A 24,603-nucleotide genomic window follows, 5' to 3' on the forward strand; every position below is an offset into this window, starting at 1 on the left:
CGATGCCGATACGCCTTCTGATCGTCGACGACTCGCTTTTCTTCCGCCGCGCCCTGCGGGAAGTCTTCTCCAGTGACCCGCGGCTCGAGGTGGTGGGCGAGGCGTCCAACGGGCGCCAGGCCGTACTCAAAGCCTGCGAACTCAAGCCCGACATCATCACCATGGACGTCGAGATGCCGATCATGGACGGCATCTCGGCGGTACGGCGCATCACCGAACGCTGCCCGACCCCGATTCTGATGCTCTCGGCACTGACCAAGGCCGGGGCCGAGGCCACGCTGGATGCGATCGATGCCGGCGCGGTCGACTTCTTCCCCAAGAACGGTGACGACCCGGAAGACACGCTGGCCCGCTCCGGGCGGCGTCTGTGTTCACGGGTGCGGATGCTGGCCCTGCGCTCGCAGCGGGAATCGGCATCCCCCCCCGCCAGCGCGCGCCAGGACGTGCCCCCAGCTGCCGCCGAACCGCGTCATCGCAGTGGGCGGAACGCACCGAGCGGTTTTCTCTCTCGCCAGGGCCTGGTGGTGATCGGTGCCTCGACCGGTGGGCCGGCGGCGGTGCCGGCGGTACTCGGCAAGCTGCCGCCGGACTTCTCCGTGCCGATCGTGATTGCCCAGCACATGCCCGGCGCCTTTACCGGCCCGTTCGCCCAGCGTCTGAACGATTCCATGCCGATTCGCGTGGTCGAGGCATCCGATGGCGAAATGCTGCGTCCGGGTACCGCCTACGTCATTCCCGGCGGCAGGCACGGTGAACTGGCCGGGCGGCCGGGCGCCTACAAACTCAATCTGCGTGATCCGGTGGCCGATGAACATTACCGACCGAGCGTGAGCCTGGCGTTCTCATCGGCCGCCCGCGTCGCCGGAGACGACCTGCTGGCGGTGGTGCTGACCGGCATGGGTGACGACGGCGCCGAAGGGGCCCGTCAGGTCACCGCGGCGCGCGGTCATGTCTGGGCACAGGACCAGGCCACCAGTGTCATCTACGGGATGCCGGCGGCCGTGGCCAAGGCGAACCTGGCCGAATCGATCCTGCCGCTGGGGCAGATCGGTGCGGCCATCGGAGGGGCGTTGCGATGAAGATCTGGGCAGTTGCCAATCAGAAGGGCGGGGTGGGCAAGACCACCACCAGCGTGAGCCTGGCCGGTCACCTCGCCCGCGAAGGCAAGCGGGTTTTGCTGGTCGATCTCGACCCGCACGGCTCGATGACGGTGTACTTCGGCATGGAGCCCGAGGCCCCGGGGGCGAGCGTCTACTCGCTGTTCAAGTCGGCGGCCGAAGGCCAGCCACTCGACCCGGCCCGCGTGGTGCATCCCACCGCGTTCGACGGTATCAGCCTGATGCCCGCCTCGACGGCCCTGGCCACCCTGGATCGCCAGCTGGGCATGCGCGATGGCATGGGGCTGGTGCTCAAGCGCTCGATCGACCGCATCCGCGACGATTACGACTACGTGCTGATCGACTGCCCGCCGATCCTGGGCGTGACCATGGTCAACGCCCTGGCGCTGGCGGAATTCCTGATCGTGCCGGTGCAGACCGAGTTCCTGGCGCTCAAGGGGCTCGAACGGATGCTGCGCACCCTGGCGATGGTGCAGCGCTCGCGTCGCCAGCGACTGGAATACGTGATCCTGCCGACCATGTTCGATCGTCGTACTCGTGCCTCGCATGACACGCTGCGCCTCCTACACGACCGTTACCACGACGATGTCTGGACCGACGTCATCCCGATCGACACCCAATTCCGCGAGGCGAGTCGTCAGGGCAAGCCCTTGCCGATGATTCAACCCGACGCCCGCGGCAGCGAGGCGTACAAACAGTTTCTTCACTGGCTGGAGGCCCATGTCGGCGGGCAGGCGATGGCCCCGGCGGCCGAACTGGGCGCCAGCGGTGCCCGTCTGCAGGAGACCCGCTGATGGCCGCCGAGAAACAGACCGACAGCCGGCAATCGATCGTCGACCAGGATGCCGCGATCACGGCCTACCTCGATGGGTTGCTGCGCGACCCGGATGCCGACGAGGCGGCGGAGAGCAGTGCGCCGCGCAAGTCTCCGGGCCTCAAGGTGATCAATGTGCCGGAGTCGCCGGCCGCTGGTGCGCCGTCGGTCGATGAAGGCGCGGCGTCCACCGGTGACGACGCCCCATTGGAGTCGGCCGCGACCGTTGCGGCCCCGGACGTCGAGGCTTCGAACTCGTCGATCGAGTCCGAGGAGATGGACGCTTCGGAGACGGGGGCACCCGAGATAACTTCCGAGGAGGGGGCGTTCACTGCCCCCGAGTCGGTCGCTCCGGCCGAGCCACCGCCGGAGTCGGACGCCATGCAAGCCGAGCTCAGCGACTCGAGTCAGATGGCGGACGATGCGCGCTGGGGCTGGTTGCGTATCGGCGGCATGACCATGGCGATTCCCGCTGATGCGATCGACTCGCGACATCCCGGCCCAGTCCTCGAACCGGTGCCCGGTGCCCCGTCACAGGTGGCCGGTGCCTTGTCCGTTGACGGGCGTCCGCGACTTATCCTGTCGCTGGCCGCGCTCACGGGCATGCGGGGGCGTTCCGATGCCGAGACCGAGGTGCTCTTGCTGGGCAAGGGCGGCTTGTGGGGGGTGGCCGGCGAGCGTGTCGAGCAGCCGCCCGAACTGGACGACGAGTCCGTGGAGTGGCGTAACGAGGCCCAGCGTGCGGCTCGCCGTCCGTGGCTTGCGGGCACGGCGTCGGCAGCGGGCGTGGCCGTACTCGACGTCGCTGGCCTACGTGCGGCCCTGAAGGCGTCCCGGTAGTCGTGGCGGCGATCCAAGAGGTAAACAGATGATGAATCAAGCGATGGAAAAGACCCGGACCCCGGAAGAGTACGACGAGGAGCTCGAGGCGCAGGATCAGGGGCCGTTGTCGCGCTGGGTCAATTTCACGGTCGACGACGAGACCTATGCCCTGAACGTGCTCGACGTCCAGGAGGTGCTGCGGGACGCCGAAATCACCCCGATTCCCGGTGCGCCGGATGCCATCCTCGGCATCATCAATCTGCGCGGTAACGTGGTCACCGTGGTCGATGCGCGCACCTTCTTCGGCCTCGAAGAGAAGGGCTGGGATGAGAACAGCCGCATCATGGTCATCGAGGTGGCGTCGGGAGAGATCGTCGGTCTGGTGGTCGATAGCGTGGCCGAGGTGATCGCGCTGCCGCAGACGGTGGTCGATCAGGCCATGATGGCCGTCGCCGACGATCGTGCCCGTCACATTCTCGGCATCGTGCCGCAGGACGAGAAATTGATTATCCTTGTCGACATGAAGAGCCTCTCCGACATCTCCGCGACATGATTGTCTCGCCTCTCTGGCTTGCTACCGCCGCCCTGATTCTGGGGTTGCTCGTCCTGCTGGTCACGTTGTCCCTGTATCGGGGTCTCAAGCGTGCCCAGCTCACGCGCGAACGATGGTTCCAGACCCAGATGGAGCGCCTCGAGCGCGAGAATCGCGGTCTCGAATCGGCGCTGGCCGGTTTCGGCCGGCATATCGATCAGATCGACGAGCGTGTCGAGACGCTGGCCGAACGCATCACCCAGCTCAACGCGCGGATCGATGCGGTGGCCTCGGACGACGATGAGCCCGGCTTCGGGCACGCCTTGCGATTGGCCTCGCAGGGGCGGGTAAGTGTCGATGAGCTGATCGAGGACTTCGGCCTGTCGGAAAGCGAGGCGCGCCTGCTGATGCGGGTCAATCGTCCCGAAGAGGATCGACGTTTCTCGCCCTGACGTGGAGCACCTGCCGGATCGCTCCGTCAAACAGCAGAAACCTAAAAGGCCCGCCATTTGGCGGGCCTTTTTCATTGCAGCTGGATGCCGGTCAGTCCTCGGCGTCGCGCTCGGCGGCTTCCCGGATTTCCTGGCGCAACTGCTCACGCACCGGCGCGGTATCCGGGCGCTTGCCGTGCCAGAGGGCGAAGCTCTCGGCCGCCTGCTCGACCAGCATGCCCAAGCCATCCAGTGCCTGCGCGCCTCGCTCTTCGGCCCATTGCATGAAGACGGTCGGCTCGGCACCGTAGGCCATGTCGTAGGCTGCCGTGCCCGCACCGATCAGCGCATCCGGCAGGGGCGGGAGCTGGGCACTAAGGCTCGCCGGCGTGGCGTTGATGATCAGGTCGAAGCGGGATTCCTCGATACCGGCCAACGGGCAGCCGGAGAGCAGACAGTCGCCGGCGGCATCGCTGAATTCCTCGACCAGGCCGTAGGCGCGATCGGGGTTGCGGTTGGCGACCACCAGTTCGCGCGGGGCTTCCTGCAGCAACGGGGCGAGTACGCCGCGCGTCGCACCCCCGGCACCCAGGATCAGCAACCGGCGGCCGGAGATCTTGACGCCGTGGAAGGCCAGGTCGTTTACCAGGCCGACCCCGTCGGTGTTGTCGGCGTAGATCGGCTCGTCAGGATTCGCCGGGAACACCAGGGTGTTGGCCGCCAGCGCACGCCGGGCACGCTCGCTATGCTGTCCGGCGAGATCGAAGGCCTGCAGCTTGAACGGCACGGTGACGTTCATGCCGCGGCCGCCTTTTTCGACGAAGGCGGTGACGGTTTCCTCGAAGCCGTCGATCGGTGCCCAGATCTTTTCGTAGGCCAGCTCGATCCCCAACTGCCGGGCGAAGGCCCGGTGGATCAGGGGCGAGCGTGAGTGCTCGATGGGGTTGCCGATAACGGCGTATAAAAGGGGCGTGTTGGGAGCCATTAAGGTCGGTGTCACAAATTCATGGGAGCCAGGTTCTCGCGCGACCAGGCGGCTCGTTCGGCCGCCGTTTCGTCGCGTGCGAGATGATCGACGTGCCGGTCGACTCGCTCGATACGGTGACGCAATCCCTCACCGTTTGCAATCTGGATGGAGAGCCCCGGGCGGGCGTTCAGCTCCAGGATCAGGGGGCCGAGATCCCGGTCGAGTACCACGTCCACACCCAAAAAGCCCAGGCCGGTCATGTCGCTGCATTTGGCTGCCATTTCCAGCAGCGACTGCCAACCGGGGATGTCCACCCCGCTGATGGGCTCGCGCGTGTCCGGATGGTGGGTGACATGCCGGTTGTGAGCGACCCCGTCGAGTGTCTGACCGCCGGCCATGTCGACGCCGGCTCCAATGGCCCCCTGGTGGAGGTTGGCCTTGCCGTCGGACTGGGTGGTCGGCAGGCGCACCATCGCCATGACCGGATAGCCTCGATAAACGATGGTCCGGATGTCCGGCACGCCCTGGAAACTGATCTTCTCGAACAACGGGGAGAACTGCACCCGGTACTCGATCATCGCCACATCGGGACGCCCGCCGAGGCTGTAGGCGCCGGCCAGGATGTTGGAGATGTGTAGGGCGATCGCGTCGATGCTGACCGCCCGCCCCGAGCTCTTGCGGTAGACCAGCGGCTTGTCGGACTGTTTGCCGTCAATCACGAGGATGCCGTCCCCGCCCGCGCCGTTGGCCGGCTTGATCACGAACTCATCGTGGTCGCCCACAAGCTTGGACAGGTGCTTGATCTCGTGGGTGGTCCTAATCACCCCGTAGAGTGCCGGGACGTGGAGTCCGGCCTCCTCGGCCAGTTCCTTGGTCAGGAGCTTGTCATCGACCAGCGGATAGTAACGGCGCGCGTTCATCTCGGCGATGAACTCGCCGTTGCGCTGGTTCATGCCCAGCACCCCCAACTCCTTGAGTCGGCGCGGGGTAATCGGCCAGTTGATGGCCATCAGCGGTCGTCTCCGGGAGGGGTGGGTCGGCGGGCGTGGGCCAATGTCTTGAAGGCGCGGAAACGGAACAGTTCCGTCAATCGGTACCCAGTGTAGCGGCCAACCAGCAGCGTAAAGGCCAGCACGACCAACAGCAGCTCGGGGAAGACGAAAAACAGATGGGTCACGTAGGCGTTGACCATCACGAGGTAGGCCATTGCCGCGACGACCAGCGACCCGGTCGCCTGTGCCAGGGCGTCACCGGCACCGTGCTCCTCCCACACGATCGACACCCGCTCGATGGTCATCGCCAGGATAACCATCGGGAACAGCCCGACCGACAGGCCGATGTCCAGCCCCAGGCGATGCGAGACGATACTGATCAGTGCCATCAACAGGATCACGACGATTACCACCGCGGCCAGTCGGGGTACCAGCAACAGCTTGAGGCGTTCGAGGTAGAAGCGGATCGCCAGGCCAAGAGCGACGATCAGGGTGAACAGCACCACGCCGGCGACCAGTTGCGTTTCACGGAACGACAGCGCGATCAGTACGGGCATGAAGGTGCCGAAGGTGCGAATGCCGATCAGGTTGCGCAATAACACGATGATCAGCGCCCCCAGGGGCACCAGCAAGAGCACGCGGTAGGTGTTCTGCGCATCGATCGGCAGGTCGAGCAGGGAGAAGTCCATCAGTCGTGATTCGGCAATCGTCGATTGCAGCTGGGCGGTCTCCATGGCATCGCGCAGATTGCGCGTGGTCGCGAAGGTCAGCTCCACGCCCTCGAGCCCCGAGGTGGTCAGCGCCGGTTGATCGCCATGCCACCAGACCAGGAATTGGCGTGGGTAACCCACCGCGCCCGTTTGCGGGTTGATCGGTACCCAGCGCCGCGAGTTGTGAACCTCGAGCCAAGTGGTCGGCCTGAGATTGCGTCCCTCGTCGGTCAGCATCACGCCATGGGACATGCGTGCCGGGATACGGGCGATTGCCAACAGGCGGATGGCCAGTCGGGTGCGTTCGGTCTCGTTAGCGTCGGGCTTGAGGAACGCGGCGATATTCTCGTTCGGTCGACTGGCGTTGACCTCCTTGACCAGCAGGGTGGCGAAGGTCTGGATGTCCGCCGAATCGGCACGAATATCCTCGACGAACGACTCGGCGGCCGACTTGAGCGGCTCCTCGAGCTTTGGCGGTGCTGCCGGCCCGGGGTAGGACGAGGGCTGGATTTCCTCCTGATCGCGGTAGACCGTCGCCTGGTAGTACAGGGTTTGATTGCCTTCGGGGGACCGTTTGGTCCAGACCGCTTCGCGTTGCCGGTCGCTCGATTGGGTGGTCAGGCCCCAGCCGCGCGAGACAAAGCCTTCATCGAGCAGGGTGTAGTGTGGCGGGTCGCTCGCCAGGGCGAACCGTACCGAGGCCGGGGCCGTGCCCGGGTTCACCGCGATCTGTGCCTCGACTGTCCAGGTTTCCGTCTCGCGGTCCGGCGTGAGCGGAAAGCCCAGAGCGCTGTACTTGTAGTACGCCACCGAAAGGCCCACCAGGGTCAGCAGGAAAACAACGGACAGCAGGTGGATTCGTCTCATGATGGCGTGTTGGGCTCCAGTGGATCTCGGCGGCGGGTTGGGCGGTCATGCGCCTGGAATGAAGCGGCCGGCAGCTTGCCGGCCGGGTAGAACGGGCGTTACTTGCAGTCCGGGTCGTCGGTGAAACGTTCGCCCGGATCGACGATGATCCGTCCCGCCATATGGTTGCGGCCGACCAGCACCGGGTAGTTGAACCCGTCGCGGTTGTTGAGAGTGACCTCTTCCTCGATTTCCGTGCTATCGACGCAGATGGTCAGGTCGACCACGTACCGGGTATCCGGCTTCCCTTCGTGGCGCTTGATCTTGACCGTGCGCTCCACCGGTCGCTCAAGCCACTTTTCGGTGCCGGTATCCCGATCAACGACCTTGAAGCGAACCCAGTCCTCGTCGTCCTTCTCGAACGGCTCGATCTCCCGTGCGTCGATCGAGGAGGTAGTGGCGCCCGTGTCGAGCTTGGCCTCCATGACCCAGCCGAGTTCCATAACCTTGACGTCCTCGAGGTAACCGAAGATTTCTTTCTCCTCTGCCTGAAGTGGTGCGGCGAGGGAGAGGGTCAGCAACGCGGCCGTCAGGACCTGGCCGGTGCGGGTCAAACGTTTGGCTGTGCACATAAAGAACCTTACCCGTCGATCTTGCGGATGTCTCCGTCCGCCGTGCCCAGAATCAGGACGTCGGCCGGACGCAGGGCGAAAATACCGACGGTTACGACGCCGGGAAGGTCGTTGAGTTCCGCCTCGAGTTTGGCCGGCTCCATGATGCGCAGGTTGTGTACATCGAGGATCTGGTTGCCGTTGTCGGTCACAAAACCATCGCGATAGACCGGCTGGCCGCCGCGCTTGACCAATTCGCGGGCGATCATGCTGCGCGCCATCGGGATCACCTCGACCGGCAGCGGGAAGTCGCCCAGGACGTCGACCAGCTTGGTCTCGTCGGCAATGCAGACGAACTTGTCGGCCAGCTGCGCGATGATCTTCTCGCGGGTCAGGGCGCCGCCGCCACCCTTGATCAGCTGCAGGTTCTCGTTGGATTCGTCTGCGCCGTCGATATAGACCGGTACCGAGTCGACGCTGTTGAGGTCGAATACCTCGATGCCATGATCCTTCAGGCGCTGGGTGCTGGCCTCGGAGCTGGAGACCGCGCCCTCGATCCGATTCTTGATCTTGGCCAGCTCGTCGATGAAGTAGTTGACCGTCGAGCCGGTGCCCACGCCGACGACGCTGCCGGCCGGGACGTATTCGATCGCGGCCTGGGCGGCCAGTTTCTTGCCATGTTCCGTGTTGCTCATTGTGGTCTCACTCTAGTCGGGATCGGGCCCCACCAGAGCGGCGTGACGCCGTGGGGCCCGAGGTTTGTCCGGGTTTCTGATAACCTCCTATCCTATATCACTACCACCGTTTGGCGGGCAACAACCCCCAAAAAACGGCGCCCAACCATCCATCACGAGGTGCGGACTTGACGCCCCTGCTGCGCGACTATCTCGAGGAGATCCTCAAGGCCCGGGTTTATGACGTGGCCATCGAGTCGCCACTCGAGCCGGCCATCCAGCTTTCCGAACGCATCGGCAACCGGGTGCTCCTCAAGCGCGAGGACATGCAACCGGTCTTCTCCTTCAAGCTGCGTGGCGCCTATCACAAGATCCACAAGCTCTGGCGCGAGGACCGCATCGGTGGTGGCGTGATCGCCGCCTCGGCGGGCAACCACGCCCAGGGCGTGGCGCTGGCTGCCCAGACGCTCGGCCTGCGCGCGGTGATCGTGATGCCCGAGACCACCCCGGCGATCAAGGTCGATGCCGTCCGCCGGCGCGGGGCGGAAGCGGTCTTGGTGGGCGATGCCTTCGACGATGCCTTCGCCCACGCCAAGACGCTGATCGAGTCCGAGGGGCTCACCTACATCCCGCCCTACGACGACCCGGACATCATCGCCGGGCAGGGCACCGTGGGGGCCGAGATCCTGCGCCACCACCCCGATCCCATTCATGCCATCTTCGTGCCGGTCGGTGGCGGCGGGCTGATCGCCGGGGTGGCCGCCTACGTGAAGGCCCTGCGCCCCGAGATCCGCGTGATCGGGGTCGAGCCGGCGGATGCCGCTTGTCTCGCCGCGGCGATGGCCGCCGACGAGCGGGTGATCCTCGACCAGGTCGGCCTGTTTGCCGATGGCGTGGCCGTGCGCCAGATCGGCGAGTATCCCTTCGAGGTGGCGCGTGAGGCGGTCGACGAGGTAATCACCGTCGATACCGACGAGATGGCTGCGGCAATCAAGGACATCTTCGATGACACCCGCAGCATCAACGAGGCGGCCGGGGCGCTGGCGACTGCGGGCCTCAAGCGCTACGCCCGCGAGCGTGGTCTGACCGACGAGACGCTGGTGGCGATCGCCTCCGGGGCGAACATGAATTTCGACCGGCTGCGATTCGTGGCCGAGCGCGCCGAGATCGGCGAGCACCGCGAGGCCCTGTACGCGGTGACCATCCCGGAGCGCCCGGGCGCCTTTCTCGCCTTCTGCGAGCTGCTGGGTCGGCGCCAGATCACCGAGTTCAACTATCGCTACGCCGATGCCGAACGGGCCCATATCTTCGTCGGCATCAAGCTCGCCGAGCAGGCCGACCGGCAACGGGTGTTCGAGCAGCTCAAATCCGCCCAGCTGCCCGCGATCGACCTGACCGACAACGAGATGGCCAAGCTCCATGGGCGGCACATGGTCGGCGGGCATGCCGGCGACATACGTGACGAGCGGCTGTTCCGCTTCGAGTTTCCCGAGCGTCCCGGCGCGCTTTTGAAATTCCTCTCGCATCTGGGTGCTCGCTGGAACATCAGCCTGTTCCACTACCGTAACCACGGTGCCGACTACGGTCGGGTGCTGGTGGGCATCCAGGTGCCTGAGGCCGAGGTCTCCGAGTTGACCACCTACCTCGAGCAACTGCGCTACCCCTACTGGGCGGAGAGCGACAACCCGGTCTACCCGCTGTTCCTGGCGTAAACGCGAAGCAGGGCAAGGGCAACAAAAAACCGCGCCTGGGCGCGGTTTTTTCGTTTCCGTGGTGCGGGGCGTGTCAGCCCTGATCCTCTAGCGAGAGGATGTGTTCCCACTGCGCCTTGGTGACCGGCATGATCGACAGGCGGTTGCCGCGGCGCACCAGCGGCATCTCTTCCAATGCCGGGTCGGCCTTGAGCTCGGTCAGCGGGATGACCCGCTTGGTGTGGCGGACGTACTTGACGTCAACCAGGAGCCAACGTGGTTTGTCCGGGTCGGACTTGGGGTCGTAGTACTTCTCGTCGGGGTCGAAGGCGGTGTGATCCGGCCGCGCTTCGCTGACGATCTCCATGATGCCGACGATGCCCGGGACCTTGGTGTTCGAATGGTAGAAGAAGGCCCGGTCGCCCGGCTGCATCTCGTCGCGGATCATGTTGCGCACCTGGTAGTTGCGGATGCCGTCCCAGGGTTCAGTGCCGACGCGCTTGAGATCGTCGATGGAAAAGGCGTCGGGCTCGGATTTCATCAGCCAGTAGGCCATAGCATCTCCTGTGCGTCGTGATTTGTAGTCAGTCCGAAACGGGCGGTCGGCGGGCATCGATCAGGCCGGTGTCGGTGACGATGTAGTCCAGCGGTTGGTCCCAGGGGTCGACCGGCAACGAGTCGACCTCCTGGCAGCCGAAGGCGACGCCGATCGCCAGCGGCCGCCGGCAGCTGCGCTGGGCCAGGGCCCGGTCGTAGAAGCCCGCGCCCATCCCGAGGCGATTGCCGTGGGCATCGAAGCCGACCAGCGGGATCAGCAGCGCGTCGAGGCTGTTGATGCCTCGTTGGCGCGGATCGGCCGATTCGATGATGCCGAAGCGGTTGGTGCGCGGCAGGCGCCGGCGCGAGCAGGCGGTTTGCGGATCGGCGTGATGGAAGGCGAGTCGGTGGTCCGGCAACACCCGCGGCAGCCAGACCTGGCCCCGATGACGCTTTAGCCAGCCATCGAGTTCAGGTTCGCCGTCGAAGGCGCAGTAGGCGGCGACCGATGTGATGGAAAGCCCACGGGTCAGACGCTCGAGCCGGTCTTCCAGTCGACGGATGGCCTGGAATCGGGGAAAGCCGCCCAGCGCCTTTCGGCGCGAGCGCAGGGCTTTTCTCAGGGCGGCTTTCTCGGGTTTCAACATGATTCAAGCAAAAAAGGCCTGCACGAACTCGATGCCATCCCGGCTCGTCGAGCCATGCGTGAACAGCACAATCGCATTCGTGCAGACCTGTCGGTGTGAGGTGTCTTCCAGGGCGCCGCTGGCGGCGCTACGACCTTGAACCGGAAGGTTCAAGTCGGGGGCTCCGCGCGGCTCATCAGGCTTTCCGCCAGAGCGGACATGCGCACAGAACCGTTTTGTCGCCCCCTGTGTCGCAATTTAAGGCTCAAGGGATTGAGCGCCACCTGGCGAACGTCCCAGAAGACTGACTCAATGCTAGGGCTGGTGGGCCGTGCTTTCAAGCGCTGTCGTGTCGCCAGGCGATCTGTTCGCCGGCTCAGTGCTGCTCCATGGCTTCGAGCAGGCGGTCGATGCGACCGGCCAGTTCGCCGTTGTCGAGATCGGCCGGCAATTCGAGTTCACGTCCCTCGAGCAGCTGGCGGGTGATGTTCAGCGCGGCGAGCACGGCAATCCGCTCGGTGCTGAGCACCTTGCTGGTTTTGCGGATCGCAGCCATCTCGTCGTTGAGGTACTCGGCCGTGCGCAGCAGCATGCCCTGCTCGTCGGGCGGGCAGACGATGCGGTAGTCCTTTTCCATCACTCGGACGGTGACGGGGTGGTTCGGCTGGCTCATGGGTCAATCCTCGCGTTGGGTCTCGGCGGCCTGGTCCTCAAGACGCCGCAACTGGCCTGCCAGTTCCTCGATCCGATCGTGGCTGTGCTCGATCAGTTGGCGCAGTTCCCGGTTTTCCTCCGCGAGCGACGCTGCTTGCGTGCGCATTTCGCTGCGCTCGGCATGGGCCCGCTCGGCGGCAGCGAGCAGTCGTTCGATCTTGTCGGCAAGCCCTTCGGCCATGGTGTCGAATCTCCGCGTGAATCGCCCCAACGCATCCGTTGGGATGCCGGGCGGGATGACGGGTGGGCCGCAGCCCGGAAGACAGGCGCGCGAGCGCCCGGATCTCCGGCGGCAGTCTATCATTTGCCCGGCATAGCGGTGACAATGTGCCCATTCACGGGCTCCGGCCGCAACGACCCCACACGAACCGGCGAACAGGCAACGGGACGCGTAATGACGGAATATCAACGACTCCAGCAGGCACTCGACTCCATCGGCGCGCTGGCCAATCCGGCCGAGGCACACGGGGTATTGATCGGCATGTGGATCGGTGGCGGCCCGGCCGAGGAGTCGCGCTGGCTGGCCGAACTGGTCGAGGAAGACCAGCCGCCGCAGGCGCCGCCGTCCGCGCTTTCGGAGCTCTACCAGCGCCTGGTCGAGCAGGTCACTACCGCCGACAACCTCGGCCTTGACCTGGTGCTGCCCGATGAGGAAACGAGCCTCAAGACGCAGGTCGAGGGATTGATCGATTTCGCCCAGGGCGTGCTCTACGGCTACGCGATCGAGAACGGCCCCGCCCGGCGGGCGCTCGGGGATGACGCCCGCGAGGTGTTTGACGATCTGGGCGATATCGCCCAACTCGACCCCGAGTCGGTCAAGACCGAGGACGATGCCTTCGACATTCACCAGATCGAGGAATACCTCAGCTCCGCGCTGCTGGTGATGTACCTGCAATTGCACCCGCCGATCCCCGAGACGGCCGGCTCGCAACGCCTGCAGTAGCCTCGACGACACCGCAATCCAGACCACGAGCGACGAAATGCAATTGATCGGCCCTTCCCCGACCGAGCGCCGTGAGTACCAACGCCGCCGCAAGCGCCTGATCAAGGCCATCGGCAAGCGCAGCGCCGCCATCGTGCCGGCGGCCGTGGAACAGCAGCGCAACCACGACAATCCGTGGCCCTTCCGCCAGTCGAGCGACTTCTACTACCTCAGCGGTCTGGCCGAACCCGATGCCCTGTTGCTGATCTGTCCCAAGCGCCCCGAGGGCGAGGTGATCGCCTTCGTCCATCCGCGTGATCCCGAACGCGAACGCTGGGAAGGCCCGCAGCTCGGCACGGAGCGAGCCCCGGCCGCGCTGGGGATCGACCAGGCCTTCGGCATCGACGAGATCGACGAGCGGCTGCCCGAGCTGCTCAAGGGCTACAACAAGCTCTACCTGCCGTTCGACGAGCACGACTGGGTGCTCCGTGCGCTGGGTTGGTTCGACGAGCTGCGCCGTGGCGCCCGGGCGGGCGTTCAGCCGCCGGAAACGATCAAGGACGTCGCCGGGCCGATCCACGAGCAACGCCTGATCAAGTCGGCGCAGGAGATCGACCGGCTGCGCCGGGCGGCAGCCGTGTCGGTCGAGGCCCACCTGGCCGCCGCCCGCGGGGTGCACGCCGGGCTGTTCGAGTTCGAGATCGCCGCGATCCTGCAAAAGGTGTTCGCCAGCGCGCACGGCGAGCCCTCGTTCGCCCCGATCGTCGCCGGCGGCGAGAACGCCTGCGTGCTGCACTACCGGGCCAATGCCGCGGAATTGAAAGACGGTGACCTGGTGCTGATCGACGCCGGCGCGGAGGTCGATTACTACGCCGGTGACATCACCCGCACCTGGCCCGTCAGTGGCACCTTCAGCAAGCCCCAGCGCGCGCTCTACCAACTGGTGCTCGACGCACAACTCGCCGCGATCGAGGCGATCGCCCCCGGCGTGTCCTTCGATGCCCCGCATCAGGCCGCCGTGCGCGTGATCACGGAAGGGCTGATCGAGCTCGGCCTGATCGAGGGGCCGGTCGACGAGGCGATCGAGGCCGGGCGCTATCGCAGCTACTTCATGCACCGCACCGGCCACTGGCTGGGTTCGGACGTCCACGACGTCGGCGGCTATCGCGTCGATGGCGACTGGCGCGAACTCGAGCCGGGCATGGTGATGACCGTCGAGCCGGGCATCTACGTCGACCCCCAGTCGGAGGCACCCGAGGAATATCGCGGCATCGGTATTCGCATCGAGGACGACGTGCTGGTGACCGAGGACGGGCATGATGTGCTCACCCGCGGGGTGCCCAAGGAAATCGACGCGATCGAGGCCCTGTTCGCCGGGCGCCGCGATCCGGTCAGCCAACCAATCGAGTAGACCGGGAGTGAATCCGACCATGACCCGCGCAGCGGCCGAACGCCTCCAACCATTCGACACCGACGTGATGATCGTCGGCGGCGGCATGGTGGGCGGTGTGCTGGCGCGTGCCCTGTCCGCCGACGGCTGGTCGGTCGAGGTGATCGAGCCGCGCCGTCCCGACGAGTCGGCCAGCTTCGACCGGCGCCTGACCGCGGTGGCCGATGCCGGTTGGCAGTATCTGGACACGCTTGGCCTGATCGATGCGCCGCTGGCCGCGGCCGCCGAGCGCATCCGCGAGGTGCGGGTATTCGACCGCGGTCACTTCGGCCTGACCCGGATCACCGCTCGGTCGGCCGGCGTCGAGGCGCTGGGCTACGTCATGCCCAACCAGGCGCTGGGCGAGCGGCTCGAATCCCTGCTGGCCGAGCCGCCGACGGGCGAGGGTAGCGTTCGGTACCATCGCCCGGCGTGTTATCGCCAGCATGCAACCGACGCCGACGGCGTGACCGTCGAGATCCACCACGACGATCACGGAACGCTCAACCGGCGCGCGCGCCTGGTGGTGGCCGCGGACGGCGCGGAGTCGGCGGTGCGCGAACGCACGGATATGGCCGTCACCCGTCGCGAATACGGCCAGGTGGCCACGGTGGCCACGGGCATGCCGGCGCGTCCGCACGACGGGGTGGCGTTCGAGTGTTTTACCACCGGCGGTCCGCTGGCGGTGCTGCCGGCGGCCGAGGGTCGGGTCTCGCTGGTCTGGGTGGCGCGCCGTGCCGAGGCCGAACGGCTGGCCACGCTGGATGACAAGGCCTTCGCCGAGGCGGTGGATGAGACCTTCGGCCATCGTCTGGGCGGCTTATCGGCACTCACGCCGCGAGGTCAGTATCCGCTGACCCTCGTGACCGCGAACGAGCCGGTCGCCGACCGGCTGGTGGTGCTGGGCAATGCCGCCCACGCCCTGCATCCGGTCGCCGGTCAGGGTTTCAATCTCTGCCTGCGTGACATCCGCGATCTCGCCCGGGTATTGCGTGCCGACCGCGGTGCCCCGGTCGACCCGGGTGATCCGGAACGGCTCGAGCGCTACCGTTCGCTGCGTCAGTCCGACTATCGGCGCACCATCGGCCTGACCGACGGGCTGGTGCGCGGTTTTTCCCTGGATTTGCCGGGCCTCGGCCACCTGCGCGGTGGGACCCTGTCGCTCTTCGATGGCCTGCTGCCCTTCAAGAATCGCCTGGTGCGGGCCACACGGGGGATCGCCTGATGTCGGCCGTGCACCAGGTGGACGTGATCGTCGTCGGTGGCGGCATGGTGGGTGCTGCCGCGGCGCTGGCATTGGCGCGGGATGACCTCGATGTCGCCCTGATCGAGCGCGAACCGCCTGCACCGCTTGGCGGTGATGACCCCTTCGACCTGCGGGTCTCGGCTCTCGCCCCGGCGAGTATCGCGCTGCTCGATCGGCTGGGCGCCTGGTCGAGCATTCGCGCAGAGCGTGCCGCGCTCTATCGACGCATGCGGGTCTTCGACGCCGCCGGGCCGGGTGACCTGACCTTCGACGCCGCCGAGGTGGGGCGGCCCTATCTGGGTTACATCGTCGAGAATCGCCGGGTGCAGCTGGCGTTGTGGTCGCGATTGCGCGAGTTCGACAACGTCGAATGCCTCACCGGCAGCCAACCTCAGTCCCTCGTGGTGCGCGACCGTGACGTGAGCCTGACCCTGGCTGACGGTCGCGAGTTGCGCGCCGATTTGGTCATTGGGGCCGACGGGCAACGCTCCTGGGTACGCGAGACGTCGGGCATCGGCGCGACCAGCCGCGATTACTCGGTCGCCGCCCAGATCCTCTCGGTCGAGACGGACTACCCGCAGCAGGACATCACCTGGCAGCGATTCACCCCGGACGGCCCGCAGGCCTTCCTGCCGCTTGCCGGTGCACGCGGGTCGCTGGTCTGGTACGACGCCCCCGAGCGGGTGCGCGCCCGGCACGCGCTCTCGCCCGAGGCACTACGTGACGCGGCGATGGCCGCGTTTCCGGATGAGCTCGGTGAGATCACGCGCGTGGCCGGGCAGGCGTGGTTCCCGATCCGGCGCCTGCATGCCCACCGCTACTGGGCCGATCGGGTGTTGCTGGTCGGCGATGCGGCACACGCCATTCACCCGCTGGCCGGGCAGGGGGCGAACCTCGGCTTTGCCGACGTCGAGGCGTTGGTGACGGTCGTCGCCTCCTTGGGCGATCGAGGCATGGGGGATGCGCGACTGGCGCGTGCCTACGAGCGGCGTCGGCGCGCGGACAACCAGCTGGTCCAGTCGCTGATGGACGGTTTTGACTGGGGCTATCGTCGCCGCGACCCGCTGACGGTCGCCGCCCGCACCGCCGCGACCCAGGTGGTGGCCGGTGTGCCGCCCTTGCGCCGCTGGATGACCCGGATGGCGGGAGGCCAGCGCCTTGGCGGATAAACCGCTCTTCGAGTCGCCCGAAAAGCACACGGCGAGGCTGCTGATCAGCTGGGGCGTACGATTCACGCGGCTGCTCGGCATTGCCGGGGTGGCCGATCACGAGAGTCACGTGGCCCAGCGATGGGCGGTCCGTCTCGAGTTGCCCCTGCTGCTGATTTCCCTGTGGATTCCGGTGCAGTGGTATCTCGAACATACCGGCCAGGTTGCTGTAGGACAGGGGTTCTGGGTCGACCTGTTGATCTGGGGCTTTTTTTTGGTCGAGCAGTTGATTCTGCTCGCCCTGGTCAAGGACAAGGTTTTCTATCTCAAGAGCAACTGGTTGCTGGTGGCCGTAGTGGCCATTGGTGTGCCGTTGATCCTGATCGAGGCCGTGGCCTTCCTGCTGGGTCTGCGCTTGCTGCGTGTCTTGCTGGTCGTGATTACAGCGCTTTCTCGGGCGTCGCTATTTTCGCGAGCTGGGCCGGCACGTGTTCTTTGCCATCGGCCTGATGACGGCATTCCTGCTGGTGCTGGCGGGGTCACTCATGCCCGTGCTGGACCCGCAGACCTTCGACGATTTCAGTGACGGGGCCTGGTGGGCGCTGGTCACCTTGTCGACGGTCGGCTATGGCGACCTCGTACCGCAGACCGACGCCGCCCGGGCGATGGGTTTTGTCTTCGTCGGCGTGGCGGTGGTCTGGTTGGCCCTGATCAGTGCCTCGACCGCCGCTTTTCTCGTCGGCCTGAGAATGGAGGCGAGCAGTCAGGACGAGGAGCGCATCGACATGCAGATCCTGCATCGGCTCGACCGGATCGAGGCCTTGTTGGAGCACGATCTGGCGGCGAGAAAGGACCAGGAGGATCGCGGAGCCGACAACGGCATGGATCACGAACCACCGGGGCGATAGTCCCCGACTCAGCCCGGCCGGCGGCCCGCCACCAGTGCCCAGTCCCCCAGTTCCCGGAACGTGGTGACCTCGTTGCCGGCAGCCGTCCAGGCGGCGGCGACGGCATCGGCCTGATGCGTGAGGATGCCGGACAGCGCAAAGCGGGCGCCTGGCTTGAGGTGCCGGCTCAGCATCGGGGCGAGTTCGATCAGGGTCGGGGCGAGGATGTTCGCCAGCAGTCCGTCGACTTGTCGGTCGGCGGGATACTCCTCGGCGAGATACAGCGAGAAGCGGGCGGGGTCGATGTCGTTGAGTTCGGCGTTGCCGCGGCTGGCTGTGAGCGCCTGCGGATCGATGTCGGTGCCGTCGACCTGGCCCGCGCCCAGACGCAGCGCGGCGATGGCCAGTATCCCCGAACCGCAGCCGGCATCCAGCCAGTGCTGTCCGGTGATCTCCTGCGATTCCAGCCATTCCAGGCACAGGCGCGTGGTCTCGTGTTTGCCTGTGCCGAAGGCTAGGCCCGGGTCGAGCCGGATGGGCAGGCGGCCGACCGGTGCGGTGCTGTCTTCCCAGGCCGGCTCGATCACCAGCCGATCGCCGATCGGCATGGCGGCGAAGTCCGCTTGGGTACGACGCACCCAGTCTTCCTCGTCGAAAATCGAGTGACCCAGCCGGTCAAGCAGGGCAGGGCGCAGCAGCCCGTGCAGGGTGCCGACGATCATCGCCGGCGAGACATCGCCCGTGAACAAACCGACCACCCGGGTCTCGGCCCACAACGGCGACTCGCCCGGTTGCGGTTCCAGCACCGGCTCGTCACCGAGTTCTTCCAGGGTCACCGACAGCGCGCCGGCGGCCAGCAAGGCGTCCTCGACCGCCTCGACGTCGTCGCGCGGCACCTCGAGCCAGAGGTGCTGCCACTCATTCGCCATCAGGAAATCCCGAGGCGCTTGTGCAGGAAGTGGATGTCCATGCCGCCAGCAATGAAGTTCGCGTCCATCATCAGCTCGCGGTGCAGCGGGATGTTGGTCTTGATGCCGTCGATCAGCATTTCCTCGAGCGCCCCGTGCATCCGACGGATGGCCGCCTCGCGATCACCGGCGTGGGTGATCAGCTTGCCGATCATCGAGTCGTAGAACGGCGGTACCGAGTAGCCGTTGTAGATGTGCGAGTCGACCCGCACACCCAGCCCGCCCGGGAAGTGCAGGTTGGTGATCTTGCCGGGGCTGGGTGCGAAGGTGGCCGGATCCTCGGCGTTGATGCGGCATTCCACGGCGTGACCGCGGAATTCCACTTGGTCCTGGGTCAGCTGCAGCGGGATGCCGGCGGCGATCGCCAGTTGTTCCTTGACCAGATCGATGCCGGTGACCATCTCGGTGACCGGGTGCTCGACCTGTAGGCGGGTGTTCATCTCGATGAAGTAGAACTCGCCGTTCTCGTACAGGAACTCGAAGGTACCCGCGCCACGGTAGTTCATGCGCTTGCAGGCCGCGACGCAGACCTCCCCGATTTCGGCCCGTTGCTCGGCGGTAATGCCCGGGGCCGGCGCCTCCTCGATCACCTTCTGGTGGCGGCGCTGCATCGAGCAGTCGCGCTCACCCAGGTGGATGGCGTTTCCCTGGCCATCGGAGAGCATCTGCACCTCGATGTGACGCGGGTGCTCGAGGAACTTCTCCATGTAGACCTCGGGGTTGCCGAAGGCCGCCCCCGCTTCGCTCTTGGTCATCTCGATGGCGTGGTGCAGGTGCGCCTCGGTATGCACGACACGCATGCCCCGGCCGCCCCCGCCACCGGCCGCCTTGATGATCACCGGGTAGCCGATCTCGCGTGCCAGCCGATGGTTCTCGTCCGGATCGTCGGTCAGCGCGCCTTCCGAACCGGGTACGCAGGGCACCCCGGCGGCACGCATGGTCTCCTTGGCGGTGACCTTGTCGCCCATCATGCGAATGGACTCGGCGGTCGGGCCGATGAAGATGAAGCCCGATTCCTCGACCCGCTCGGCGAAGTCGGCGTTCTCGGAAAGAAAGCCATAGCCGGGGTGGATGGCCGAGGAGTCGGTCAGTTCGGCGGCGGCGATCAACGCCGGCACGTTCAGGTAGGACTCGTTGGACCGGGGGCCGCCGATGCAGACCGACTCGTCGGCCAGGCGGACGTGCTTGAGATCACGGTCGGCAGTGGAATGGACGGCCACCGTGCCGATGTCGAGTTCGCGGCAGGCGCGCAGAATGCGCAGCGCGATCTCGCCGCGGTTGGCGATCAGGACCTTGTTCAGCATCTTGGGAAAACTCCTGGGAAGACGAAAGCGGCTGGATGTGGGTCGGGCAGGCGGGGCCTTACTCGATCACGAACAGCGGCTGGTCGTATTCCACCGGCTGGCCATTTTCCACCAGGATGTCCTTGATCGTGCCGTCAACCTCGGCCTCGATCTGGTTGAACATCTTCATCGCCTCGATGATGCAGATGGTGTCGCCCTTGCTGACGGTGGTGCCCACCTCGACGAAGGGGCTGGAATCGGGAGAAGAGGCTCGATAGAAGGTGCCTACCATCGGCGAATTGATGGTCTTTCCGCGGGCCTCCGGCGCCTCGCTGGGTGCCGGCTCGCCTGACGCGGCTGGTGCCGGGGCGGCCGGTTGCGGGGCGTGCGCCGGCGCCGCGGCCTGCATCATCGGCGGCTGCTGGGAGTGACGCGAAATGCGAACCGACTCCTCGCCCTCTTTGATCTCGATTTCGGCGACGCCCGATTCCTCGAGCAGTTCGATCAGTTTCTTGACCTTGCGGATATCCATGACGTGGGTCTCTTGCGTTGTGCGTGCGAATCAGGCGGACGGGCTGTCCAGATGAGCGATCAGGGCGGTCAGGGCCAGTTCGTAGCCCAGCGCACCCAGCCCGACGATGCTGCCGACGGCCACATCCGAGAAATAGGAATGCTGCCGGAAGGACTCGCGGGCGTGAATGTTGGAAAGATGAATCTCGATGAACGGACGGTCGATGGCGAGCAGGGCATCCCGCAGGGCGACGCTGGTGTGGGTCCAGGCGCCGGGGTTGATCAGCACCCCGTCCACCCCATCGTCGGCCGCACGGTGCAGCCGGTCGATGGCCTCTCCCTCGTGATTGCTCTGGAAGTGTTCCAGCACCGCCCCTTGTCCCTCGGCCGCCCGGTCGAGGCGTTGGCCGATATCGGCCAGCGTCAGCCGCCCGTAGCGCTCGGGCTCGCGGGTGCCGAGCCGATTGAGGTTGGGGCCGTTGAGTACCAGGATCCGTTTCATGGAGACTCGCTCTCGTCGACGGGCGGAATAACCGTGTCCCCGCCGGGTCAGTGCCCGACGAGTCAATGATTTCCCGCATTGTGCCGGTTGGGGGTGACGAAGTCACGTGTTCGGCGTCGGTTTTTTGTCAATCGCCACTCATTGGCGGATTTTTCACGAAGTTATACCCCGGATAAGCAAAGAGCCCCGCGAAGGCGGGGCTCGATATCGATCAGCGGTTGGAGACGGCCGTGACGTGGCCGAGGAACTCGTCGGGTGGCTGATACCCGACCACCCAGTGCTGACGCACCCGCTCACCCGAGGCATCCCAGAAGATGATCCCCGGCGGTCCGTACAGGTCGAAACGCTTGAGCAATGCCTTGTGGTCGGCGTTGTTGGCGGTCACGTCGGCCTGCAACACCAGAAAGCCGCTCAACTCCTCGATCACGCGCGGATCGCTGAAGGTGTTGTGCTCCATCTCCTTGCAGGAGATGCACCAGTCGGCGTAGAAATCGAGCATCACCGGCTGACCGGCGGCCTTGGCCTGTTCGAGCGCCTCGTCAAGTTCCTGCTCGTTGTCGATCATGCGGAACTCGAGTTCGGCAACCTGGCCGCCACCGCCGCCCAGTGACAGGCCGGCCAGTGGCGCAAACGCCGTGCCCTTGGCCCCGGCGGCAACCCCGATCAGCATCAGGGCGCCCCAGAGTAGCAGCACCAGACCCAGCGACTTCCACAGGCGCAACCAGCCCGAGGCGGCTTCACGCAGCGATTCGGTCGCCCCCATGTAGACCGCCGAGGCGATCAGCAGCGCGGCCCACATGAGCTGGGTGACGGCCGGTGGCAGGAAGCGCTCGAGCATCCAGATCGCCACGCCCAGCAGCACCACGCCGAACACGGCCTTGACCGCATCCATCCAGCCGCCGGCCCTGGGCATGTACTTGCCGCCGAGTGTGCCGACGAGGATCAGTGGCAGACCCATGCCGATCGACAGGGCGAACAACGCCAGGCCACCGACGACGGCATCACCCGTCTGGCCGATGTAGATCAGGGCGCCGGCCAGCGGCGGGGCCATGCAGGGGCCGACGATCAGCGCCGAGAGGAAGCCCATCACGGCCACCCCGGTGAGCGTGCCGCCCTGCTGGCGATTCTGCGCCTGCATGATGCGCGACTGGATCGAGGAGGGCAGTTGCAGCTCGAAGAAGCCGAACATCGACATGGCCAGTGCGACGAAGATCGCGGCGAACACGCTCAGTACCCAGGGGTTCTGGAAGGCCGCCTGCAGGTTGGCGCCGAACAGACCGGCCAGCACGCCGGCAACCGTGTAGGTGACGGCCATCGCCAGCACGTAAACCACCGATAGCACGAAGGCCTTGCGGGTGGTGATGTGCTCGCCCTGGCCGGCGATGATGCCCGAAAGGATCGGGATCATCGGGAAGACGCAGGGAGTGAACGCGAGCAGTAGACCAAAGATGAGGAAGCCCAGGATGATCGCCCAAGGGCTGCCATCGATCAGGCGCTGGGTGATCATGTCGGTCTCCGAGCCCGCCGGGGCGGCGGCCTCGGTGGCGGTGTCGGTCGACGCGCCGTTGCCGGCCGGTGCTTGGCCACGATCGTCGCCGAGCGAGTCCATCTCTTCCAGCGGCGTCAGTTCACCGGTATCGCCCGGCACCTCGTCGAGGCGCTCGGCGTCCCCCGAGGCCGGATCGATCCGCCAGGCCTTCTCCATCGGCGGGTAGCACAGGCCCATGTCCGCGCAACCCTGGTAGCCGATCACCAGTGTGTAGGGGGCGTCGGCGTCGATCGACAGTTCGGTTTCCAGCTGGTCGTGGAAGACCCAGACGGTGCCGAAATTCGGATCGTCCTTGCGCTCGCCCTCGCCGATGTAGGCAGCTTGAATTTCCGCGCCTTCGCCGACGGCGGCCTTGGTGCGATCACGGTACAGGTAGTACTCGGGCGTGATATCGAAGCGGACGAACACGCTCCCGTCATCGACGATCACCTCGGGGACGAACGCCTCTTCGGGGTCCATCGGCTCGTTGCTGCTGCCACCGAAGCTGCCCAGGCTGATGCCGCCATCGCGGGAGTTGGCCCCGGACTCGGACACTTCTTCGGCCGGGCTGTCGGCGCCGGTCTGGGGCAGGTCCACGGTGAGCTCGTGGGTCTCGGGTGGGTAACAGACCCCGTGGATGTCGGAGCAGCCCTGGTATTCGACCGTGACCGTCGCCTCGCCGCCGGACGCGGATTCGATTGGTACGCGGGCGGTGAAGTCCTCCTTGTAGACGAGGGTTTCGCCGAAGACCGGGTCGTCGTCGATCACCGCCTCGGGAAGTTGCGCGTCACCCAGTTCGACCCCGTCGCCACCGTTGATCTTCAACTTGTCCTGATAGAGGTGGTAACCTTCGACCACGCGGAAATCGAGGCGCAGTTCACCATCGTCATGGTTGGCCTCGACGCCGAAGGCCTCTTCCGGCCCCAGCAGTTCGGGCTGGGCGTTTGCCGCCGTCTGCCAGGCAAGCGCGACGGTGACAAGCAGGAAGGCGGCGATTCGCACCCACGGTGCGGTCAGGGAGTGGTTTGAACGCATTGCTGAACCCATTCGGAATAAGACTGGCTGCTTTCGGCTGGCAGGATGACCACCTCGGGGCAGTCGTAGGGGTGGAATTGCTCGATCGCGTCCTTGAGGTCGTCGATACGCTCGAGGCTGGTCTTCATGTGCAGCTGGTATTCCTCGTCGCGGCACAGCTCGCCCTGCCAGTGGTAGGCCGAGCGGACCGGGCCGACGATGTTCACGCAGGCCACTAGCCCATCGGCCAGCAAGCGAGCGCTGAGTTCGTCGGCCGCGCGAGGGTCGTCCAGTGTGGTGATGACCAGTGCTATTGTGCTTTGCTCGATCGTCATTATCGTGATTGCGTCGGCTCGTTGAGTCGCTGTTCGTCCTTACACGTTTCAGCCGGCCCGGCCTTGGTCCACCTGGTGGGCGGCGAGTTCCGCGGGGCGTCTGTGGCTCGACCCGCGATCGCCCGATGGACCGAAAATGCCAACCGGTTGACGACAGGAAGCCTAGCGCTGCAATCGTTAGACGGCAAACAAATCCATCTCAATCCCGAGAAGTCATGCGAAAACTGTCCGGATTCATCCTCTTTCTACCCCTCGTGGAGCTGGTGCTCCTGATCGCGATGGGCGCGGCCATGGGGTTTCTCGTCACGCTGCTGTGGATCGTCGCCACCGGTGTCTGGGGCGCGTGGCTGATGCGCACTGCCGGGCCCAATGCCATGGCACGCGCCCAGCGTGACGTCGCGGCCACCGGTCGGGGGCAGATCGACGGACTGGGCGTGGCGGCCAATTTCCTCGGCGGGTTGCTGCTGCTGTTGCCGGGGCCGCTAACCGACCTGTTGGGATTGGTGCTGGTCACGCCGTTCCTGCGGCGACTGGCGTTTGGCGCGTGGCTTGCCGGGAAGATGCAGCAGGTCGTGGTCGAGCGTGGCGGGTTCGGTACCGGGCCGCAGGGGCCGTTCGGTCCCGGCGCAGACGGCAATGTCTACGATGCCGACCCGGACGACATCCGGCGGGACGAGCCACGTGATCCGCGACGACTCGATCGCGAGCGCGATCGTGACTAGCGAGCGCTTTGCTGCCGCGTTGAC

General features: G+C 66.0%; 28 protein-coding genes and 1 other RNA gene. 13 read left to right on the forward strand and 16 right to left on the reverse strand.

Annotated elements, in window-relative coordinates; genetic code table 11:
* Nucleotides 1-2: 2 nt before the first annotated feature.
* From D5687_RS05720 to D5687_RS05740, 5 genes are read left to right on the forward strand one after another with little or no spacing between them, the layout of a single operon-like run.
* Nucleotides 3-1,079: a chemotaxis response regulator protein-glutamate methylesterase gene (locus D5687_RS05720; protein ID WP_125198813.1), complete on the forward strand. Its 1,077-nt coding sequence runs from the start codon at nucleotides 3-5 to the stop codon at nucleotides 1,077-1,079.
* A complete protein-coding gene (locus D5687_RS05725; RefSeq protein ID WP_125198814.1) occupies nucleotides 1,076-1,912 on the forward strand; it encodes a ParA family protein in 837 nt (278 codons plus the stop codon). The genes D5687_RS05720 and D5687_RS05725 overlap by 4 nt, the downstream gene beginning before the upstream one ends.
* Nucleotides 1,912-2,772, forward strand: coding sequence for a chemotaxis protein CheW (locus tag D5687_RS05730; protein ID WP_125198815.1), 861 nt, complete (start codon nucleotides 1,912-1,914; stop codon nucleotides 2,770-2,772). Before D5687_RS05725 ends, D5687_RS05730 begins: the two co-directional genes overlap by 1 nt.
* Before the next feature lie 28 nt (nucleotides 2,773-2,800).
* Nucleotides 2,801-3,307, forward strand: coding sequence for a chemotaxis protein CheW (locus D5687_RS05735; protein WP_240031430.1), 507 nt, complete (start codon nucleotides 2,801-2,803; stop codon nucleotides 3,305-3,307).
* On the forward strand, nucleotides 3,304-3,738 hold the full coding sequence (locus tag D5687_RS05740) for a DUF2802 domain-containing protein (protein ID WP_125198816.1): 435 nt from the start codon (nucleotides 3,304-3,306) through the stop codon (nucleotides 3,736-3,738). Before D5687_RS05735 ends, D5687_RS05740 begins: the two co-directional genes overlap by 4 nt.
* 91 nt (nucleotides 3,739-3,829) lie before the next feature.
* Here D5687_RS05740 and aroE read toward each other — a convergent pair whose 3' ends face one another.
* From aroE to rpiA, 5 genes are all read right to left on the reverse strand, one after another.
* On the reverse strand, nucleotides 3,830-4,702 hold the full coding sequence (gene aroE, locus D5687_RS05745) for a shikimate dehydrogenase (protein WP_125198817.1): 873 nt from the start codon (nucleotides 4,700-4,702) through the stop codon (nucleotides 3,830-3,832).
* Nucleotides 4,703-4,713: 11 nt separating this feature from the next.
* On the reverse strand, nucleotides 4,714-5,694 hold the full coding sequence (locus D5687_RS05750; protein WP_125198818.1) for an alpha-L-glutamate ligase-like protein: 981 nt from the start codon (nucleotides 5,692-5,694) through the stop codon (nucleotides 4,714-4,716).
* The gene (locus D5687_RS05755) at nucleotides 5,694-7,253 is read right to left on the reverse strand and encodes an inactive transglutaminase family protein (protein ID WP_125198819.1); all 1,560 of its coding nucleotides are present in this window, start codon (nucleotides 7,251-7,253) and stop codon (nucleotides 5,694-5,696) included. The genes D5687_RS05750 and D5687_RS05755 overlap by 1 nt, the downstream gene beginning before the upstream one ends.
* Nucleotides 7,254-7,351: 98 nt before the next feature.
* Nucleotides 7,352-7,864: a RimK/LysX family protein gene (locus D5687_RS05760; protein WP_125198820.1), complete on the reverse strand. Its 513-nt coding sequence runs from the start codon at nucleotides 7,862-7,864 to the stop codon at nucleotides 7,352-7,354.
* 8 nt (nucleotides 7,865-7,872) lie between these two features.
* Nucleotides 7,873-8,538, reverse strand: a complete 666-nt coding sequence (gene rpiA, locus D5687_RS05765; protein ID WP_125198821.1) for a ribose-5-phosphate isomerase RpiA — start codon at nucleotides 8,536-8,538, stop codon at nucleotides 7,873-7,875.
* Nucleotides 8,539-8,705: 167 nt separating this feature from the next.
* On the opposite strand from rpiA, the gene ilvA reads away from it, so the two are divergent.
* On the forward strand, nucleotides 8,706-10,229 hold the full coding sequence (gene ilvA / locus D5687_RS05770) for a threonine ammonia-lyase, biosynthetic (protein ID WP_255410300.1): 1,524 nt from the start codon (nucleotides 8,706-8,708) through the stop codon (nucleotides 10,227-10,229).
* Nucleotides 10,230-10,302: 73 nt separating this feature from the next.
* Here ilvA and D5687_RS05775 read toward each other — a convergent pair whose 3' ends face one another.
* The 5 genes from D5687_RS05775 to D5687_RS11255 form a co-directional block, all read right to left on the reverse strand.
* Nucleotides 10,303-10,764 carry an EVE domain-containing protein gene (locus D5687_RS05775; protein WP_125198822.1) on the reverse strand — a complete coding sequence of 154 codons (462 nt, stop codon included), beginning with the start codon at nucleotides 10,762-10,764 and terminating at the stop codon, nucleotides 10,303-10,305.
* A gap of 28 nt (nucleotides 10,765-10,792) precedes the next feature.
* A complete protein-coding gene (locus tag D5687_RS05780; protein WP_158611768.1) occupies nucleotides 10,793-11,389 on the reverse strand; it encodes a 5-formyltetrahydrofolate cyclo-ligase in 597 nt (198 codons plus the stop codon).
* Nucleotides 11,390-11,492: 103 nt separating this feature from the next.
* Nucleotides 11,493-11,677: non-coding RNA, 6S RNA (gene ssrS, locus D5687_RS05785), on the reverse strand.
* A 70-nt stretch (nucleotides 11,678-11,747) separates the two neighbouring features.
* Nucleotides 11,748-12,044, reverse strand: coding sequence for a cell division protein ZapA (locus D5687_RS05790; protein ID WP_125198824.1), 297 nt, complete (start codon nucleotides 12,042-12,044; stop codon nucleotides 11,748-11,750).
* Between the two features lie 3 nt (nucleotides 12,045-12,047).
* Entirely contained in the window at nucleotides 12,048-12,266 is a 219-nt protein-coding gene (locus tag D5687_RS11255; RefSeq protein WP_158611769.1) for a hypothetical protein, read from the reverse strand.
* Between the two features lie 213 nt (nucleotides 12,267-12,479).
* Between D5687_RS11255 and D5687_RS11260 the strand changes: the two genes are divergently transcribed.
* Genes D5687_RS11260 through D5687_RS05820 form a run of 6 tightly spaced genes read left to right on the forward strand, consistent with a single transcriptional unit; the run spans nucleotide 12,480 to nucleotide 17,738 of the window.
* The gene (locus D5687_RS11260) at nucleotides 12,480-13,028 is read left to right on the forward strand and encodes a UPF0149 family protein (protein WP_158611770.1); all 549 of its coding nucleotides are present in this window, start codon (nucleotides 12,480-12,482) and stop codon (nucleotides 13,026-13,028) included.
* A gap of 37 nt (nucleotides 13,029-13,065) precedes the next feature.
* On the forward strand, nucleotides 13,066-14,418 hold the full coding sequence (locus tag D5687_RS05800; protein ID WP_125198826.1) for an aminopeptidase P N-terminal domain-containing protein: 1,353 nt from the start codon (nucleotides 13,066-13,068) through the stop codon (nucleotides 14,416-14,418).
* Between the two features lie 19 nt (nucleotides 14,419-14,437).
* The gene (locus D5687_RS05805) at nucleotides 14,438-15,661 is read left to right on the forward strand and encodes an FAD-dependent monooxygenase (protein ID WP_158611771.1); all 1,224 of its coding nucleotides are present in this window, start codon (nucleotides 14,438-14,440) and stop codon (nucleotides 15,659-15,661) included.
* Complete coding sequence (locus D5687_RS05810) at nucleotides 15,661-16,851, forward strand: FAD-dependent oxidoreductase (RefSeq protein WP_125198828.1); 1,191 nt, start codon at nucleotides 15,661-15,663, stop codon at nucleotides 16,849-16,851. Before D5687_RS05805 ends, D5687_RS05810 begins: the two co-directional genes overlap by 1 nt.
* The gene (locus tag D5687_RS05815) at nucleotides 16,841-17,416 is read left to right on the forward strand and encodes a hypothetical protein (protein ID WP_125198829.1); all 576 of its coding nucleotides are present in this window, start codon (nucleotides 16,841-16,843) and stop codon (nucleotides 17,414-17,416) included. Before D5687_RS05810 ends, D5687_RS05815 begins: the two co-directional genes overlap by 11 nt.
* Nucleotides 17,376-17,738, forward strand: coding sequence for a potassium channel family protein (locus tag D5687_RS05820; protein WP_158611772.1), 363 nt, complete (start codon nucleotides 17,376-17,378; stop codon nucleotides 17,736-17,738). The genes D5687_RS05815 and D5687_RS05820 overlap by 41 nt, the downstream gene beginning before the upstream one ends.
* Before the next feature lie 8 nt (nucleotides 17,739-17,746).
* Here the strand turns inward: D5687_RS05820 and prmA are convergent, their stop codons facing one another.
* The 6 genes from prmA to cutA all read right to left on the reverse strand — a co-directional run bounded on the left by prmA (nucleotide 17,747) and on the right by cutA (nucleotide 23,857).
* Entirely contained in the window at nucleotides 17,747-18,646 is a 900-nt protein-coding gene (gene prmA / locus D5687_RS05825; protein ID WP_125198831.1) for a 50S ribosomal protein L11 methyltransferase, read from the reverse strand.
* Nucleotides 18,646-19,989: an acetyl-CoA carboxylase biotin carboxylase subunit gene (gene accC / locus D5687_RS05830; protein WP_125198832.1), complete on the reverse strand. Its 1,344-nt coding sequence runs from the start codon at nucleotides 19,987-19,989 to the stop codon at nucleotides 18,646-18,648. Before accC ends, prmA begins: the two co-directional genes overlap by 1 nt.
* A gap of 58 nt (nucleotides 19,990-20,047) precedes the next feature.
* Nucleotides 20,048-20,500: an acetyl-CoA carboxylase biotin carboxyl carrier protein gene (gene accB, locus D5687_RS05835; RefSeq protein ID WP_125198833.1), complete on the reverse strand. Its 453-nt coding sequence runs from the start codon at nucleotides 20,498-20,500 to the stop codon at nucleotides 20,048-20,050.
* A 30-nt stretch (nucleotides 20,501-20,530) separates the two neighbouring features.
* On the reverse strand, nucleotides 20,531-20,980 hold the full coding sequence (gene aroQ / locus D5687_RS05840; protein ID WP_125198834.1) for a type II 3-dehydroquinate dehydratase: 450 nt from the start codon (nucleotides 20,978-20,980) through the stop codon (nucleotides 20,531-20,533).
* A 211-nt stretch (nucleotides 20,981-21,191) separates the two neighbouring features.
* Complete coding sequence (gene dsbD / locus D5687_RS05845; protein ID WP_125198835.1) at nucleotides 21,192-23,543, reverse strand: protein-disulfide reductase DsbD; 2,352 nt, start codon at nucleotides 23,541-23,543, stop codon at nucleotides 21,192-21,194.
* Nucleotides 23,522-23,857 (reverse strand): divalent-cation tolerance protein CutA, encoded by a 336-nt coding sequence (cutA, locus tag D5687_RS05850; RefSeq protein WP_240031431.1) that lies wholly within the window; start codon nucleotides 23,855-23,857, stop codon nucleotides 23,522-23,524. Before cutA ends, dsbD begins: the two co-directional genes overlap by 22 nt.
* 215 nt (nucleotides 23,858-24,072) lie before the next feature.
* Here cutA and D5687_RS05855 point away from each other — a divergent pair, with 215 nt between their 5' ends.
* Nucleotides 24,073-24,579 carry an FxsA family protein gene (locus tag D5687_RS05855; RefSeq protein ID WP_158611773.1) on the forward strand — a complete coding sequence of 169 codons (507 nt, stop codon included), beginning with the start codon at nucleotides 24,073-24,075 and terminating at the stop codon, nucleotides 24,577-24,579.
* Nucleotides 24,580-24,603: the final 24 nt, after the last annotated feature.

The organism is Guyparkeria sp. SCN-R1, from assembly GCF_003932495.1.
In the GTDB taxonomy this organism is placed as follows: domain Bacteria; phylum Pseudomonadota; class Gammaproteobacteria; order Halothiobacillales; family Halothiobacillaceae; genus Guyparkeria.